Below are 16,365 nucleotides of genomic sequence, written 5' to 3' on the forward strand. Positions count from 1 at the left end.
TTTATATTTTTTACAAAAAACAAATAAAAAACATATAAATCATATTACAACGTTAATGAATAGAACTGACAGTATTAATAGAAGGTAATGTTTTTAATACTTTTACTATTTTCTTAAATTCTTCTTCTTTGTCGGTTTCTATTGTAAATGTTCCAATTAGTCTTGAGTTATCCATATCGTCATCATACAATCTCCCACCAATCAAATGTCCATGATATTTTCTAATGGCCCCTTCTATTTCGCTAAATAAATCATAGGTTCTCTTACTAGTAACTCTAAATTTTCTAGTAGGTTTAGGAGAGTGAGTTTCCCATGCTACCTCAACGCTTCGTTGTTCTATTTCTTTCATGTTTTTTAGATTTGGACAATCAATTTTATGAACAATTATACCTCTACCTCTACTAATATAGCCAACTATTCTATCTCCTCTCTGAGGGTTACAACAATTTGCTAAAGATATCATGAGGTTTGTTTCATCTCCTACTCTAAATGTTAATCTACTTTCATCAGTAACTTTTCTAATGATTTCACCATTATCATTTATTTTTTCCTTTTGTGCAGTTGTAGGTTCGTCTATTTCAATTTGGTTCTTTTTAGGTGATGCAATTATATTTTTATCAATAATTATATTATCATTTTTATTTAACCAAGTTTTTATTTTTTTTCTAGCACTTTGAGTTTGAGCCAATCTTAACCAGGAAAGGTGAGGATGTGCATTAGGGTTTGTTAAAATTTCTATAACCTGTGTATGTTTTAATGGTTGATTTAAAGCAATAATTGACCCATCTGCTTTTGCTCCTGCTGTATGATTTCCTACCTCAGTATGAATTCTATATGCAAAATCAAGTGCTGTAGAATTTTTAGGAAGTTCTACAATATGTCCTTGCGGTGTAAAAACACAAATTGTATTTTTTAATAATTCTTCTTTAATATCATCCATAAAGGATTCATTATGTTTTATTTCATTAGACCACTTTTCGAGTGTTGTTAAGATTTTATTAAATTGAACATCATCCATACTTGAATCATCTTGAGATCCACTATCAACTTTATATCTCCAGTGAGCTGCGATACCATATTCTGCGGTTTGATGCATTGCTTTAGTACGAATCTGAATTTCTAATAATTTCCCATCTAAAGCCATAACTGTTGTATGAAGACTTTGATAGTTATTTGCTTTAGGCATAGCTATATAATCTTTAAATCTACCTTCAATTGGAGGCCAAATTCTATGAATTATTCCAAGTAGTGTATAACATTCTGGGATAGAATCACAAAGAATTCTAACTCCTAATAGGTCAAATATTTCTTCAATGTCTTTTTTTCTTTTTTTCATTTTGAGATAAACAGAGTAAGCATGTTTTGCTCTACTTGTAACAATAACATTACCTAAATTATCTTCAGCACATGAGTGATAAATCTTTTTTTCTATTCTTTTTAAATATGCTGCTTGTTCACCTTTTTTACTTAATAGATATCCTTGGATATAATCAAAAGTTTCTCTATTTATAGTTTTTAAAGAAAGATCTTCTAATTCATCTTTTAGCCAAGAAATACCAAGCCTATCAGCTAATGGTGCATAAATATCTAAAGTTTCTGTTGCAAATTCTTTTGATCTAGTTGGAGATAAAAAGTGAACTGTTCTCATATTATGAAGTTTATCAGCTAATTTGATAATTATTACTCGAGCATCTTTACTCATTGCAAAGAACATTTTTCTTATAGTTTCACTTTCTTGAACAGATTTATTATCAGTTTTTAATACTTCAATTTTAGTAACCCCATCTACTAAATCAGCAACGGGTTTTCCAAATCTTTCTTTCAATTCATCATATTCAGCAGTAGTGTCTTCTAGTGTATCATGTAATAACCCAGCACAAATAGTATCTCCATCCATATCTAGTTGAATAAGTATTTCAGCTACAGCTAGAGGATGAATAATATAAGGTTCTCCACTTTTTCTTTTTTGACCTTCATGTTTCGATTTAGAAAAATTAACAGCATCCTTTATTTTGTCTTGCTGAATTTGTGGATATTTTTTTGTTTTCATCAAAAATCGTTGTACTAGTCTATCGCTCATATATCCCCTTAACTACTCTATCTCTATTTCCTAAATCTTTAATAATTTCAATGTCTTTAAAATTATTATCTATTAATATTGTCTTTACAGTATTGCACTGTCTACTATCACATTCAAGAAAAATAGCATTTTTTTCTCCCTTGAAATGTGTTTTAGAAGATTTTATGATTTCTCTAATTAAATCTAAACCATCATCACCAAACCCTTCTAGTGCAAGAATTGGTTCTTTTTTAACATCTTCATCTAAAATATCGCACCATTGTTTTGTTAAATATGGTGGATTAGAAACTATTATATCATATTTGGCGCATTTATTAAGTAAATTACTTTTTAGGAGTTTGACTTTTTTATTATATAGATTTTCTGAATTATATTTAGCGACTTCTAAAGCTTTCTCACTAATGTCACTTAAGGTTAGTTCTTTTATTTCAGCTTCGAGTGCTATCGATAGTCCAACACATCCTGTTCCTGTGCATAAATCTAAAAGATCAGGCGAATAATCTAGTGTATTAATATAGTTAATAACTTGTTCAACTAATATTTCAGTATCTGGTCTAGGAATTAATGTATTTTTTGTGACTTTGAAATTTCTTGAATAAAACTCTTTATATCCTAAAATATAGGCTATTGGTTCATGATTCATTCTTTTATTTAATAATAAATTAAACGTGTTTGCTTCTTCTTCACTGATTATTTTATTATCATTGATGATTTGATTAATTTTATTTAAGCCCGTAGCTTTTTCTAATAAAAGAGACGCATCTAAAGAAGGAGTATCTGTGATACTCCTTAATTTATTATTAGATTCAATTAGCAATTCTTTAATTGTTTTATTCATCACTATTTTATGCTTCTTGCATTGCCTCTTCACCTGCTGCAACTTTAAGAGCTTCTACAACTTCTTCTAACTCTCCACTTAATATTATTTCTAATTTATAAAGTGTTAAATTTAGACGGTGATCAGTTAGTCTGTTTTGTGGGAAGTTGTAAGTTCTAATTCTTTCAGATCTATCACCACTTCCAACTTGGCTCTTTCTTGCTTCGGATCTTTCTTTTCTTTTCTTTTCTTCTTCTAAATCGTATAATCTTGAACGAAGAACTCTTAATGCCTTATTTTTATTTTTTAATTGAGATTTTTCATCTTGGCAGATAACAACTAAACCTGAAGGTAAGTGAGTAAGTCTAACAGCACTATCTGTTGTATTAACACATTGTCCACCTGGTCCACCAGCTCGCATTACATCAATTTTTAAGTCTTCTTGTTTGATTTCGATATCTGTATCTTCTGCTTCTGGTAATACTGCTACAGTAACAGCAGAGGTATGAACTCTACCACCACTTTCAGTTGTAGGAACTCTTTGTACTCTATGTACTCCACTTTCCCATCTTAATGAACCGTAAACATCTTTACCACTTATAGAAAATACAATTTCTTTAAATCCACCTAATCCGGTTTCATTAGAACTCATTATATCAATTTTCCAGCCCATTTTTTCAGCATAATGTGAATACATTTTAAATAAATCTGCACTGAATAAAGCTGCTTCATCTCCACCTGTTCCAGCTCTAATTTCCATAATAATGTTTTTTCCTTCAAGAGGATCTGGTGGAATAAGTAACATTTTACATTTTTTAGTAGATTTTTCTTTTGCATCTTTTAATTCTGACAACTCTTCTTTTGCCATTGCAATCATTTCAGCATCATCTTCCATTTCTAAAAGTTCTTCAGCATCTTTTATTTGTTGAGTTAAGTCATTTAAGTTTGTCATTTCTTCAACAATTGGTGCAATATGTGCTCTGTCTACCATAAGCTTTTTATATAGGTTCATATCACTCATAGTTGCAGGTTCACCAAGTTTGATATCTATTTCATCTAGTTGTTTTTTATATGTTGGTAATTTTTCAATCATTTTATTTAATATCTCCGATAGATTTGTACTATAATATAATTTATTTTTGTTATTTTGAATAGTCTTATATACATGATAAAACTACATACTAATTGTATGTAGTAAATAAAAATCTAAGTAGCTATCTGTGTTTATCGGGAGTGTAACGAACAACTAAATGAATAGTAGCTGTTGAATTTGAATTACTACTAATTGTATGTTCAATGTCGCAGTGATACATTAAGAAATCACCTTTTTTTAATGTACATTCATTAGTTCCAGCTTTTACATTTACACTGCCTTTTATAACAGTTAAAAATTCTTGAGTTCCTGAAAAGTGAGGCTCACTTTCTAATTTTGTATGAGGATCAAAACTAATGAGATACATTTCTAAATCTTCAACCATAGTTAATGGAGATAAAATTCTAATTGTTACTCCATTTTCAGTTGTCTCAATTACATGGCCAGACCCTGAAGTAGGGTTTTTGATAAAATCTCTTTTTGGTTGAGGGTCAACATCTAAGATATCATGAATATCAATATTTAAACCACGTGCTATTTTCCACACTGTAGCAATAGTTGGATTTACCTTATCACTTTCAATTTGGCTAAGCATAGCTTTTGAAACACCGCTTCTCTCACTCAAAATATTGAGAGTTAAGTGCTTTGACTGTCTAAACTTCTGTATGTTTTTACCAATTGGAGGAGGTGTTTCCATTTTTATTTCCTTTGTCATATTAATTAAATAAAGTATTAATTAATTCTTGTCCATAGTCTTTTAATTCTAATAATACAGTTTTATCACTTTCACTAATATTTTTTGTTGATAATTTCTCTTCTATCTTTCTATTATAGAAATCAAGTGTAATCATTACATTCCCCGGAGGACTAACAATTCTATGTGAGCAAAAGATTTTCCATTTTTCTTTTTCTTCTGTACTTTGATATTGTAAATAGTTTCTAAGAATATGTCTATAAACTAAATCACCTGCTCTTGAATCATCAAATTTTAATGCATTTGTAACTTGAAGTTTTTCACTTTCATTTGTTTTATGTATTATTTCAAATCTCTTATAATCTTCATCTCTAAAGAAACCTGAGTATAATTTAAAATCACTATCATCAATAATTTTTATTTCTTGTTTAGCTAATGCATTCCTTATTTTTAATATCAATTCAGGATGATTGCTTAATTGCTGGGCTCTTGAAAGAGCTTGTTGTTTATCAAGATTTAGTTTTTTTTCTATTTTCTGAGTTAATACGCTTAATGGACTTACAAAAGCACATTTATTATATGCAATATTTACAATTCCATGTGTATATAAAATGGTATCTTCATCAGCTTCAATTAATGGAGTGATATCTTCATTTAAATTAAAGCATATTACATTATTTGGGTTTCTAGTATCATATGTAATTGGCATAACTAATGTAGTACATCCATTTTTATTAGTATATTTAGGATGAGTGTGTAATACTGCTTCTCCAAATGGTGCTTTTAGTAAGTTTTTCATTAGATGTTTTTTTCTATGAGTAAAACTATAATTATAAAGTCTAGGTTCATTTGTTTTTATTAGCTTTGCTACTTCAATTGTAGCTCTTACATCTACTAATGCATCATGTGCTCCAATTTGTTCGATATTATTAGCTTTAGTAATATCTGTAAGTTTAAATGAAGGATTCCCATTTTCTTTTTTTTCTGGCCAAATAATATTATCAGGCCTTAAATCATAAGCAGCTCTAACTAAATTGATAATATCCCATCTAGAGCATCCATTCTTATATTCTCTTTCATATGGGTCATAAAGGTTTCTATATAGTGCATTTCTAATAAATTCATCATCAAAATTTATAGAGTTAAAACCTGTAACAACTGTATTTGGAACACTAAATTCAGCTCTTATTTTTTTTATAAATTCATCTTCATTAATCCCTTTTTTATTTACTTCTTGTGGTGTTATTCCTGTTACTAAACAAGCTAAAGGGTCAGGGAGATAATCTTTAGATAATTTGCAATATAATATTATTTCTTTACCAATTTGATTAAAATCTTCATCAGTTCTTATTGCAGCGAATTGGGCAATTCTGTCGTAGTGAGGATTTAGTCCAAAAGTTTCTAAATCATACCATAAAATCGAAGGTTTTTCTTTTTTATTATTCATGGTATAATATTAGCACATTTTTAATATGTGAAAAAGCTTATTTGTCTAGGAGTGATGTAAATGAAGAAAGTCTTTATGACAATTATATTTTTAGTTTTTGCTAGTTCTTTGTTTGCATCAAATGTTAGTGACAAGGATGTATCTAATTCTTTTGTAGCAATAACAGATTTAGGATACATTGCAGCTTCTAATTTTATTTCCTTTAGAAGAGTTGATTATGATTCAATTGCAATAAAGATGTCTGAAAAGAATTCTTTACCTGAAGCTGTTTTATTTAATAATGCAGATTTATCAACTTTTTTGAAATATTATAAAGTTTCTAACTCTAATAACGGGTTTAGTTATAATTTTATTCCTTCAATTGATCCTTTAGTAAGAGAGAGACTAATATTAAATGATTGGAAAAGTAGTGAAGCTATAGTAACAGGAGCTGCAGCAATAGTTTTTCCTAATAATATGACTTTTCAAAAATTGATTAGTGATGGTATTGAAGGGAGATATCCTAATGTAGGTGTTAGTTTTAATTTTACTGTTGAGGGTACATTATTTTCAGAAGCTATTAAAATTAAGGGTATTTTGATATTTTCCTCTGATCAATATGGTGTTCCTGAAATTTCTTTCATAAAATTGCAAGTAAATGATGAAGACTATGATCAAACTTTTTTCAGTAGAGCTCCTTTATTATTAACTATGAAAAATGATGTTTAAAGGGTTAGCTTGTGAAAAGATTTATACAATTATTATTGTTCTTTTTATTTATTAATTCTTTGTATGCATCTGTAGTTAATGAAAATGATATTTATAATGCTTATTCTTGTGTTAAAGATGTAGTTTTTGTTTCTTGTAATTATTTTATTTCTGAAAAACAACCTACTAATCCTAGTATAGTAATGAGAACACCGAAAAATACAAATATTTCTGATGCAATTGTTTTTAACAATTGTGATATGAGTGATATATTTAATTCATTTAGTGAAGATAAAATTGATACATCAAATTTGGTGGACTTTTTGAAAGAACCATTGTATCCATATGTAAAACAAAAACTTGAAACAAGTGATTGGCAAATTGGTCAGGCAAATGTTTTAGGGGCTATTGCAATAGCTTTTAGAGATAATTCTACTTTAGAAGAAGTTTTAATAAATTTGATTAATGATATATATCCAAGAATGGGTGTTGTAACTGATTTAACATTAAGTGGAGAAATATTCCCTAATCCTTTAAATGTAAAAGGTGTTTTCATCCTTGAAGAAGTTAATAAAGAATTAGAAGTTGTAGCTCTTCAAATGATGATAAATGATGAAGAAATAGATATATATAAATTATCTCAAAAATCTTAATCTCTTATTAATTGATATTTATTTAAAAAAAAGGTTAATATATTTTTATAATATATAAAATTCCCATGGAGGCGTTTAATTGAATACAAAAGTTAAAGATTTTTTAATTAAATGGGGTCTAGATGCAGATTCTATTTCTATTGATAAAATGGTTGAGAGTTTTTTAAGTGAAATGGATAAAGGTTTAAATAAAGAACATTCTAGTTCTTTACCAATGATTCCAACTTTTATAGGAGAAGGATCTCCAATTGTCTCAGGTCAAAAAGTAATAGTAATAGATGCAGGTGGTACTAATTTGAGAACTTGTTTAGTTACTTTTGATGATGATTTAAAGCCAATAATTTCTGATTTTAAAAAAGTTTCAATGCCTGGTATTGATAAAGAAGTTAGTAAAAAAGAATTCTTCTCAGTATTTGCAAATCAAGTTGAACATATAATTGATAAAAGTGACAGAATAGGATTCTGTTTTAGTTATGCTGCAAAAATTACTGAAGATAATGATGGTATTCCTCTAGTTTTTTCAAAAGAAATTAAAGCACCTGAAGTTATAGGTGAAAAAGTTGGAAAATCTCTTTTAGAAGAATTAGCTAATAGAGGGTATTCTGTTGAAAATAAAAAAATAGCTGTAGTAAATGATACTGTAACAACTTTATTAGCTGGTAGAGCTCAAGGTAATGTACATTATGATGGATACGTTGGTTTTATTTTAGGAACAGGTACTAATACTGCTTATCTTGAAAACACTAAAAATATAAAAACAATAAATAACACTAATCTTGATAAAATGGTAATTAATGTTGAATCTGGTAATTATAGTTACTCTAATGGGAAAATTGATGAATTATTCTTATTAACAACTAAAGATCCTTCAACTTATCATTTTGAGAAAAAAATTAGCGGAGCCTATTTAGGTCCAATGAGTTCTTTTGTTATTAAACAGGCTATAGAAGAAGGTGTTTTATCTGCTTCTTTTAAGGCTAAATTTGAACAATTAGGAGATGTTAATACAATTGAGATGAGTAATTATTTGGAAATGCCATTTAATAAAGATTATAAATTGGTAAAATGTGTAGAGAATAATGATAATGATGCTATTAATCTTTGGTATATAATTGAAGCCTTAATCAAGAGAGCTGGTAAAATGACAGCTGCCAATTTATCCTCAGCCGTTCTAAAAACTGAATTTGGTAAAAATCCACTTCACCCTGTATGTATAAATGCTGATGGTACTACATTTTATAAAACTGAATATTTAGAAAAATATACTAAATATTATCTACAAGAATTCTTACAAGATAAATATAATAGATATGTAGATTTTGTTAGAATAGAAAATTCTCCTGTAATTGGAGCAGCAATTGCAGCTTTAGGTTTATAAACAATAGTAAATTTAATAAAGGCTTTAATCTTAATTTGGATTAAGGCCTTTTTTTTGTCTTTGAAAAATTCTTATTTATTATCGTATTTAAATGCTTATTTAAAAAAGGTATGTTTTTGTGTAATTAAATATTACTAAATTTCTTTAATTATTCTAATTTTTTAGCTTTTTTCTTCAATTTTGGCTCAAGTATGGCAATTTGTTTAAAATATAAATTTAAATGATATTTTTTTAGAAAAAAGGACCCAAAAAGCAAGTTTTTACTTAATTTATATATAGTATATTTTTGTATAGTTAAAAAAATAATAATATTATTAAAAATACCGAGATAGGAATATTATAAGTATAATTAAATATTTAATATATATAAAAAAATCATCCCAAAAAGGGATGATTTTTAATCTATTTTTGTTTATAAATCGGCTTCTGATAATAATTTAGTATGCAACTCTAAAAGATATTTATAAAGTTCATCATTATTTGATTTAACATCAACTAATAATCTAAATACTGCTTCTGTTCCGGAACCCCTCATCCAAATAAAAGCTAAATTACAATTATTTGAATCGGTAAATACTATTTTATAACCACCTTTATATGGAGGAGTTCTAAAAAGTTCTCCCATACCTTCTTTACAATTATCTCCTTCCATTTGAAATACTTTATAGCTTTCAATATTAAAAGTGTTTTTAAGATAATCTTTATTTTTTTTATAATAATCTAAAAATAATTTTTCATATTTTTCTTTTAATATACCATGATCACTATTAATTTGAAGTTTTGCATCATTGCTGAATGCATCAGTTGTTGTATAGAGTGGTAAACTGTTTATAAAATTTTCTATTGAAAGTTCAGGGTTTTTGTAATTAGTTTTTTCTCTATATAAGTCAAAGATTTCTTTATTAGTTAATAAGTTAATAAGACTTAGTATAGTATTTAAAGGATCTCTAACTTTTGCAGGATGTGTTATGTTTCCGCCATTAGAACCTTCACCAAATATTCTGACTATGTAACCTTGATCTCTTAATATTTTTGCTCTCTCAACAACATTAGCTTCTCCAACTTCAGCTCTAAAAACTTCAACATCTAAAGCGTTTGCTATATCATCAATTCTCATAGAAGTTGGACCGTTTACACTAATTGCCATTTTTTTATTAGGATATTGATGCCTCATAGCACTTAATTCTGCCATAACTACAAGTGCAAAAACTTCTTGAGCTTGTAATATTTCAGCTTTTTTTGTGCTTTCTTTTATATAAACTAAGTTACCTCTATCTCCATCGTTATCAGGAACGTAACCTATAGAGAAGCTATTATCTTTTTTATATTGTTCTTCTAAAATGGACCTACACATTTCAAGGTTTTCACCTTCAGGAACTATAGCATGAACTACTTCTCGCGGTTTATCATTTACGCATAAAGCATTAATATTGATTTCTTTAAAAAAGGATTTATCAATAGTAAGTGTTCTAGCACTACCATTTAATTCAGCAACAATTGATATTTTTTTATGACTTAATTTATTTTTAAGATTATTAAGATAGATATCTGTATTCTCACCTTTACTTGCTGTAAGTAGTGCAAAATTTCTATAGTTAATTAAGCTTTTTTCTTTATTAATTTCTATTTGATTTAAATTGTTTTCAAGCTTTGAAATATCTAAATTACTAACTATTTGTTTTACAAATTGAAGAGCTTTTTCATTTTCTACAAGCTTTTTAAAATAATCAATCAAGATTAATGATTCAGTTTTATTATAAACGCCACCTTCTCTTCCAAACTTAATCCCATTATGACCTATTGGATTATGAGAAGCTGAAACATATAAAAAAGCATCTATGGTTTTATCTTGAGAGGAAAGTGCCATTATTTCAGGGGCTGCAGAAATAAATGTATTAACAACTTCGATATTTAATGAAAGAAAAACTCTGTTTATAACATCTAAAATTTGAGGACCTGTAGGTCTTGCGTCCATCCCTATAAGTATTTTTGTTTTATTCTTTGCGTTTGAAACTTTTAGATTTTCTATATCTTTATCAGTTACACAGTTTAAATATTTAGCAAGAGTTAATGCTATTAATGCACAAAAGTATTTATCATTAACGCTAATTTTATCTGTTGAATCTTCTTCATCATTACTTATGGCAAATATTTTTCTCCAACCTGAAGCACTGAGGATAAAAGAATTTAAATCTTTTTTCATATCAGATAAACTTGGTATCGGATCAATTAATGGATTGATTGTAGAATCTGCAATAAATAGATTGCTCTTTTTATCAGTAAATAACATCTAAAATCTCCTTCTTAAATTTGTTTTTACTATTTAAAAATATAAGAAAAAGGTTAGCAATACAATAGATTTTAATCTATATGAAAACAATATTAGTTTTTTGTGCAAATAATAATAAAATTATCTTGTAGCTAGCCCATCTCTTTGATAATCTATTTTTATGATAAAAAATTGTATTGCAATTCACGATTTATGTTGTTATGCGAAAAGTTCGTTAACTGTAGTTATACCAACTCTTGAATCTTTAAATGTTGAAGTATTACCACTCCCTACAGCAATTCTTTCTTCTCAAACTGATGGGTTTGATGATTTATATATAAAAAAATTGACTGATGAAATTGAAGAGATTATAAATGTTTGGGAAAGAGAAGATATTAAATGTGACTGTATTTACAGTGGTTATTTAGCAGGAATAGAACAAGTTAAACTTGTAGAAAGAGTTATTAAATTACAAGAATCTAATAAACCTTTAATTGTTGTAGATCCTGTTCTTGGAGATGATTTAGAACTATATAGTGCTATTGATGTTGAATTGATAGAAGAGATGAAAAGTCTAATCTCACATGCTGATATTATTTGCCCTAATGCAACTGAAGCAGCATTATTATTAAATGAAAAACCAAAAAAATATTATTCTAATCTAGAAATTGAAGATATTTTAAGACGTTTAGTTGAAATGGGTCCTAAAAAAGTAGTTATAACAAGTGTATTAGAAAAGGATAATGATTCTGTTGCTACTGTTTCTATTAGTAATGGTGAAATTATATATCATTATAATAAAAAAATTGAAACATCATATCCTGGTACTGGAGATTTATTTGCTAGTGCCTTAACTGGATTGATTTTAAAGGGTTTTACTTTTGAGAGAGCTTGTAATATCTGTTCTACTTTATGTTCAAAAGCTTTAGTGACAACTCAAAGCTTAGGTTATAGAAGAAGACATGGTATTTCTGTTGCTTCAATTTTACCTTATCTAGAACCTTTTAATTAATTTCACTTAATCCTAAAGAAAAATCTCCAACTATTTTAATTACATTTTGATCTCTTTTAATTTCAAGTTTTCTGTTAGGGAAATGTTTTGGTAATAATGTTTTAAGATATTTAATTGCTTCTTCTTCAATTATTTTAACTTCGTCTTTTTTTACCCATGTTAATGTGCTGATATCAATATCTAACAAATAACCTCTACCAAGTTTACTACCATATCCACTAGTAAATTGGAGTCCTGTTGAAAAAAGACCATCGTAATTAGCACTAGCGGTTTCCCCTCTTTTTTCTCTGTTAGGATGAAGAGGAAACATTGAACCAAATTCATCTTCAAGGTGATTATCTAATTCAATACACATATCATGTAATTTCTTTTCTAATTCTATTTGTTTTGGATGCACTATTTTAAATCCTCGTCATTAATTCCGTATTTATCTAATATTTCTTGATATCTTAAATCAACTGTTGGATTAGGTAAAGGTGCATTATTTTCTTCATTTATAATATCTTGTATAGGAGTAGTTATTTTTTTAGGAGAAGTTTTCTTTTTTATCAATTTTCTACTTTTAGTATTTTCAATTTTTACTTTATTTTCGGTTTGTTTTTCTATAATGTTCTCTTCTTTATACTTTTTTGATACTATAGATGGGATATCAACTTTTTCTGTTTCTTTAATAAGATCAGAATCTTTAGACAAATTATTAATTTCTATTACATGCGAAAAATCATCTCTTTTAATTAGTTTTTTTAAAAAAGATGTAAGTTTATCTTTTTCTGCTCTAAATAATTGTTCAGCACTATCGATTAAAGTATTTATAGCATAATTTGAGGTGTCATCTAATTTAAAAGAATCACCTTTTAAAGAGTAATGTATTCTAATAAATTCTGCGTCACTTAAATTATTAGCAACATATGAAGAGAGTTGCATTTGAGCTGTGGATGCTATTTTTTGTATTGGTGCACCTTTAGATGGATCAATCCACCCCATTAGGCCTCCACTTATATCAACCCCTTGCATAGAATAATCATTGCTTGCTGTAGATAAAGAGAGAATATGGAATTTTTTACAATTAGGATATAATTTTCTAGCTTCACTATATGCTAATAATACTGGGTTATTAGCTATTATTCCTCCATCAATTAAATATCTTTTTACATTTTCTTTTTTATCATAAAAAACTGAAGGTGAAAAATAGGTTGGAGCTGCACTTGTTGCTCTAGCAGCTTCTCTTACATAATATTCAGTTTTATCCCAACTATTAAATATAAAAGGGACTCCTTCTGAGGCGTCATAAGAAACTACCATAGTTGGCACTAAGCATTGATTCATTCTTGCATCTTGAAATGTATTAGATAAAAAGTTTTCAATATATTTTGCATCATATTTATCTTTTAATAATGTTCCAAAAAATCTTGATTCAGCATGAAATATATTTTTCCCATCATTTTTATAAAAGTTAATTAATGAAGAGCAATTACTTCCCTTTGTAATTAGCTTAGGAGATTTAGCCTCTTTCTGTTTTTTCCTTCTAACTTTTTCAAAAAAGGATAATGGTATTTTTTCATAAGTTTGTAGATAATCATCACCTTCTTCTTTTTCTAAATTTGATATTAGAGGAGAGGTAGTTAAGCCTAACGCTATAAGGCCACCAGTAGATGTTCCAGCAATTAAATCAAAAAAAGAATATAGTGGTCTATCTTCATTTAATAGTTTTAATTCTTCATCTAGTTTTGCAATAATGTGAGCGGGTACAATTCCTCTCATTCCCCCACCATCAATGCATAATATATATCTTTCTTCTATTTTATCTTCTTTCTTTTTACTAGGTAAAAGCATTCTTTCTCCTATCCTTTACTATATTATATAATACAATAACTCTTTTAATTCATTACTAAATATAATAAAAATAGAATAAATAGACTTAATTTTTACTAGAAAAATTAAAATAATTAAGATATTTTTAACTTATATATAGAAAGGATAACAAATTGGATATATTAGATAACTATAAAAAATGTAATTTATGTCCTAATCGATGTAACGTTGATAGAAATAGTAACCAACTTGGTATATGTAATGAGAGTGATATAGTAAGAGTTGCATTTAGTGGTTTACATAGAGGTGAAGAACCACCTGTTACAGGGAAGTTAGGATCGGGCATGATTTTTTTCTCAGGTTGTCCTCTTCATTGTGAATATTGTCAAAATTTTCAAATTAGTGGTGGGATAAATACTAGAGATGGTAATGTTGGAATAAAAGTCTCTATAGAAGAGCTAAGTATTATGATGTTAAGATTAGAAGAAATGAAAGCTAATAATATAAACTTAGTAACACCTACTCATTTTATTCCATCAATTGTAAAAGCTATTGAATTAGCAAGAAAAAAAGGATTAACTCTTCCTATAGTTTATAATACGAGTGGTTATGAAGAAGTAAAAGCATTAGAATTAATTGATAAATATATAGACCTATATTTAATAGATTTAAAAACTCTTGATAAATGTGTAGCAAAAAAATTCTGTGGTAAAGAAAAATATGTTGATGAAATTACCAAAGTTTTTGATTTTCTAATTAAAAAGCATCCTAAATTTGAGATTTATGATGAGTATACAACACCAAAAGGTCTTTTAGTTAGACATTTAGTTTTTCCAAATGAGTTAGAAGCGACTTATAAAGTATTAAAGTATTATTCTAAAAAGCTTAAAAATCATTCTTATTTATCTCTTATGGTTCAGTTTTTTGATCCTAAAAACACCGACAATTTTGATAAAATTTCACAAAAAGATTATAGTATTTTATTAGATTATCTTGATGAATTAGACATAGATGAAGGATTTGTACAAGAATTGAGTGATAATGTTGATTGGGTTCCTAATTTTAAATTGGATAAACCTTTTCCTGATGATTTTTGTGATCCTTTAGAGTATTATATTACATTAAAACAAAGTAGAGAAAATTATGGATTATAAAATAAGAAAAGCAACAAAAGAAGATGTGATTAATTGTAGAAAATTAGCTGATTTTGCAAATGAATTAATGATTAAAAGAAATAATCCTCAATGGTCATGTGGCTATCCTGAAATTGAAATATTATACAAAGATGTTGAAATTGGACAACTTTTTGTTGCTGAAGAAAATGATGAACTTGTTGGAATGGTAGCTATACAAAAAAGGAAAGATGACATTTATGAAAATTATGACTTTTGGAGTGAAGGTCCATACATTTCTATTCATCGAGTTGTATCTAAAAGATCTGGACTTGGAAGAGTATTAATCAATATGGGAATTGAAATGGCAAAAGAAATAGGTGCCAATGTTCGAATTGACACCCATATAAAAAATATTAAAATGCAAGCTCTTATAGAAAGTTTAGGTTTTTCATATGTAGGAAAAACAGAACAAAACTATATTGATAAAACACTTGCTATAACTTATGAATTAGTAATTAATAATTAACCTATTGTTGTACCATAGAATTCTTTATTTCTTAAAATATTTAGAGTATTTTCTATGTTTCTACCATCAGCACAAATTACTTTCATACTGTCTTCTTGAGCGCCTTTACTTGCTATCGGATCAAAAGGACAGTTTTTACCAGGAATCCATTCATTTCCAACCATATCTCTAAAGTCATCCCAATTAATACTATCTAAAGGTTTTGCATTTTTATCAAGTTTTGGATCAGCTGTATATACTTTTGCAATATTTGATAAATTAACAATTAACTTTCCACCAAATCTTTTTGATAAATAAACTGCATCTGTATCTGTAGAAAAACCAGGTTTCCAACCAGCTGCTACTAGAATTTGATTTGTAAATTTAATTTCAGCACTAGGATCTGTTATTACTTCATCACTACATAAATCTTGAAAAATAGAATAAACAAGTTGTGCATTTAAATGAGTTGCTTTTATTCCAATCCAATCTTGTATATTATTATCAGCTTCATTTACTATATCTCTATAAGCACTTTGATAAACTCTTGCTGGAGCACCTCCACCACAAACTAATATAAGTTTATTTTCTTTATCTTCTTTTAAATATTCTCTAATTGCTTTATTAAAATTACTTAGGAATTCTATATCTACTTTATCTGGAGCGATAATAGATCCTCCTAGAGATAATACAGCTAAATTGCTCATTACTTTTCTCCTTAAAAATTTGGTTCTCTTATTTTTATAAACAACAATTTCAAAAAATTAAAGGGCAAAATAATAAAAAAGTTAATACTAATAGTA

At 27.6% G+C, this 16,365-nt stretch carries 15 protein-coding genes; 6 read left to right on the forward strand and 9 right to left on the reverse strand.

Going from position 1 to position 16,365, the window contains the following annotated elements:
- Window positions 1-52: 52 nt before the first annotated feature.
- The 5 genes from ACPKM0_RS04775 to sbcB all read right to left on the reverse strand — a co-directional run bounded on the left by ACPKM0_RS04775 (window position 53) and on the right by sbcB (window position 6,131).
- Window positions 53-2,080, reverse strand: a complete 2,028-nt coding sequence (locus ACPKM0_RS04775; protein ID WP_472473819.1) for a RelA/SpoT family protein — start codon at window positions 2,078-2,080, stop codon at window positions 53-55.
- A complete protein-coding gene (prmC, locus tag ACPKM0_RS04780; protein ID WP_472473820.1) occupies window positions 2,070-2,918 on the reverse strand; it encodes a peptide chain release factor N(5)-glutamine methyltransferase in 849 nt (282 codons plus the stop codon). The genes ACPKM0_RS04775 and prmC overlap by 11 nt, the downstream gene beginning before the upstream one ends.
- A gap of 7 nt (window positions 2,919-2,925) precedes the next feature.
- The gene (gene prfA, locus ACPKM0_RS04785; RefSeq protein ID WP_472473821.1) at window positions 2,926-3,990 is read right to left on the reverse strand and encodes a peptide chain release factor 1; all 1,065 of its coding nucleotides are present in this window, start codon (window positions 3,988-3,990) and stop codon (window positions 2,926-2,928) included.
- A 121-nt stretch (window positions 3,991-4,111) separates the two neighbouring features.
- Window positions 4,112-4,687 (reverse strand): helix-turn-helix domain-containing protein, encoded by a 576-nt coding sequence (locus ACPKM0_RS04790; protein WP_472473823.1) that lies wholly within the window; start codon window positions 4,685-4,687, stop codon window positions 4,112-4,114.
- A 19-nt stretch (window positions 4,688-4,706) separates the two neighbouring features.
- The gene (sbcB, locus tag ACPKM0_RS04795) at window positions 4,707-6,131 is read right to left on the reverse strand and encodes an exodeoxyribonuclease I (protein ID WP_472473824.1); all 1,425 of its coding nucleotides are present in this window, start codon (window positions 6,129-6,131) and stop codon (window positions 4,707-4,709) included.
- A gap of 60 nt (window positions 6,132-6,191) precedes the next feature.
- Here sbcB and ACPKM0_RS04800 point away from each other — a divergent pair, with 60 nt between their 5' ends.
- The 3 genes from ACPKM0_RS04800 to ACPKM0_RS04810 all read left to right on the forward strand — a co-directional run bounded on the left by ACPKM0_RS04800 (window position 6,192) and on the right by ACPKM0_RS04810 (window position 8,849).
- On the forward strand, window positions 6,192-6,839 hold the full coding sequence (locus ACPKM0_RS04800) for a hypothetical protein (protein WP_472473826.1): 648 nt from the start codon (window positions 6,192-6,194) through the stop codon (window positions 6,837-6,839).
- Window positions 6,840-6,850: 11 nt separating this feature from the next.
- Window positions 6,851-7,471: a hypothetical protein gene (locus tag ACPKM0_RS04805; protein WP_472473828.1), complete on the forward strand. Its 621-nt coding sequence runs from the start codon at window positions 6,851-6,853 to the stop codon at window positions 7,469-7,471.
- 79 nt (window positions 7,472-7,550) lie between these two features.
- Complete coding sequence (locus tag ACPKM0_RS04810) at window positions 7,551-8,849, forward strand: hexokinase family protein (protein ID WP_472473830.1); 1,299 nt, start codon at window positions 7,551-7,553, stop codon at window positions 8,847-8,849.
- Window positions 8,850-9,261: 412 nt separating this feature from the next.
- Here ACPKM0_RS04810 and ACPKM0_RS04815 read toward each other — a convergent pair whose 3' ends face one another.
- Complete coding sequence (locus ACPKM0_RS04815; protein WP_472473832.1) at window positions 9,262-11,139, reverse strand: phosphoglucomutase; 1,878 nt, start codon at window positions 11,137-11,139, stop codon at window positions 9,262-9,264.
- Window positions 11,140-11,299: 160 nt separating this feature from the next.
- Here ACPKM0_RS04815 and ACPKM0_RS04820 point away from each other — a divergent pair, with 160 nt between their 5' ends.
- On the forward strand, window positions 11,300-12,130 hold the full coding sequence (locus ACPKM0_RS04820) for a pyridoxamine kinase (protein WP_472473834.1): 831 nt from the start codon (window positions 11,300-11,302) through the stop codon (window positions 12,128-12,130).
- Here ACPKM0_RS04820 and ACPKM0_RS04825 read toward each other — a convergent pair.
- Window positions 12,123-12,527: a hypothetical protein gene (locus tag ACPKM0_RS04825; RefSeq protein ID WP_472473835.1), complete on the reverse strand. Its 405-nt coding sequence runs from the start codon at window positions 12,525-12,527 to the stop codon at window positions 12,123-12,125. The two genes, ACPKM0_RS04820 and ACPKM0_RS04825, sit on opposite strands and share 8 nt — an antisense overlap.
- On the reverse strand, window positions 12,527-13,963 hold the full coding sequence (locus tag ACPKM0_RS04830) for a patatin-like phospholipase family protein (RefSeq protein ID WP_472473837.1): 1,437 nt from the start codon (window positions 13,961-13,963) through the stop codon (window positions 12,527-12,529). Before ACPKM0_RS04830 ends, ACPKM0_RS04825 begins: the two co-directional genes overlap by 1 nt.
- A gap of 152 nt (window positions 13,964-14,115) precedes the next feature.
- Between ACPKM0_RS04830 and ACPKM0_RS04835 the strand changes: the two genes are divergently transcribed.
- Together ACPKM0_RS04835 and ACPKM0_RS04840 are read left to right on the forward strand one after the other, a co-directional pair.
- The gene (locus ACPKM0_RS04835; protein WP_472473838.1) at window positions 14,116-15,096 is read left to right on the forward strand and encodes a radical SAM protein; all 981 of its coding nucleotides are present in this window, start codon (window positions 14,116-14,118) and stop codon (window positions 15,094-15,096) included.
- Complete coding sequence (locus ACPKM0_RS04840; protein WP_472473840.1) at window positions 15,086-15,583, forward strand: GNAT family N-acetyltransferase; 498 nt, start codon at window positions 15,086-15,088, stop codon at window positions 15,581-15,583. The genes ACPKM0_RS04835 and ACPKM0_RS04840 overlap by 11 nt, the downstream gene beginning before the upstream one ends.
- On the opposite strand, the gene pyrH is transcribed toward ACPKM0_RS04840, so the two are convergent.
- Window positions 15,580-16,269 carry a UMP kinase gene (gene pyrH / locus ACPKM0_RS04845; protein WP_472473841.1) on the reverse strand — a complete coding sequence of 230 codons (690 nt, stop codon included), beginning with the start codon at window positions 16,267-16,269 and terminating at the stop codon, window positions 15,580-15,582. The two genes, ACPKM0_RS04840 and pyrH, sit on opposite strands and share 4 nt — an antisense overlap.
- Window positions 16,270-16,365 lie beyond the last annotated feature (96 nt).

Source organism: Pleomorphochaeta sp. (assembly GCF_050031695.1).
In the GTDB taxonomy this organism is placed as follows: domain Bacteria; phylum Spirochaetota; class Spirochaetia; order Sphaerochaetales; family Sphaerochaetaceae; genus Pleomorphochaeta.

Coding starts and splice junctions, on each gene's coding strand:
- ACPKM0_RS04775 (WP_472473819.1), bottom strand. CDS start 2,080: ATGAGCGATAGACTAGTACAACGATTTTTGATGAAAACAAAAAAATAT.
- prmC (WP_472473820.1), bottom strand. CDS start 2,918: ATGAATAAAACAATTAAAGAATTGCTAATTGAATCTAATAATAAATTA.
- prfA (WP_472473821.1), bottom strand. CDS start 3,990: ATGATTGAAAAATTACCAACATATAAAAAACAACTAGATGAAATAGAT.
- ACPKM0_RS04790 (WP_472473823.1), bottom strand. CDS start 4,687: ATGGAAACACCTCCTCCAATTGGTAAAAACATACAGAAGTTTAGACAG.
- sbcB (WP_472473824.1), bottom strand. CDS start 6,131: ATGAATAATAAAAAAGAAAAACCTTCGATTTTATGGTATGATTTAGAA.
- ACPKM0_RS04800 (WP_472473826.1), top strand. CDS start 6,192: ATGAAGAAAGTCTTTATGACAATTATATTTTTAGTTTTTGCTAGTTCT.
- ACPKM0_RS04815 (WP_472473832.1), bottom strand. CDS start 11,139: ATGTTATTTACTGATAAAAAGAGCAATCTATTTATTGCAGATTCTACA.
- ACPKM0_RS04820 (WP_472473834.1), top strand. CDS start 11,300: ATGATAAAAAATTGTATTGCAATTCACGATTTATGTTGTTATGCGAAA.
- ACPKM0_RS04830 (WP_472473837.1), bottom strand. CDS start 13,963: ATGCTTTTACCTAGTAAAAAGAAAGAAGATAAAATAGAAGAAAGATAT.
- ACPKM0_RS04840 (WP_472473840.1), top strand. CDS start 15,086: ATGGATTATAAAATAAGAAAAGCAACAAAAGAAGATGTGATTAATTGT.
- pyrH (WP_472473841.1), bottom strand. CDS start 16,269: ATGAGCAATTTAGCTGTATTATCTCTAGGAGGATCTATTATCGCTCCA.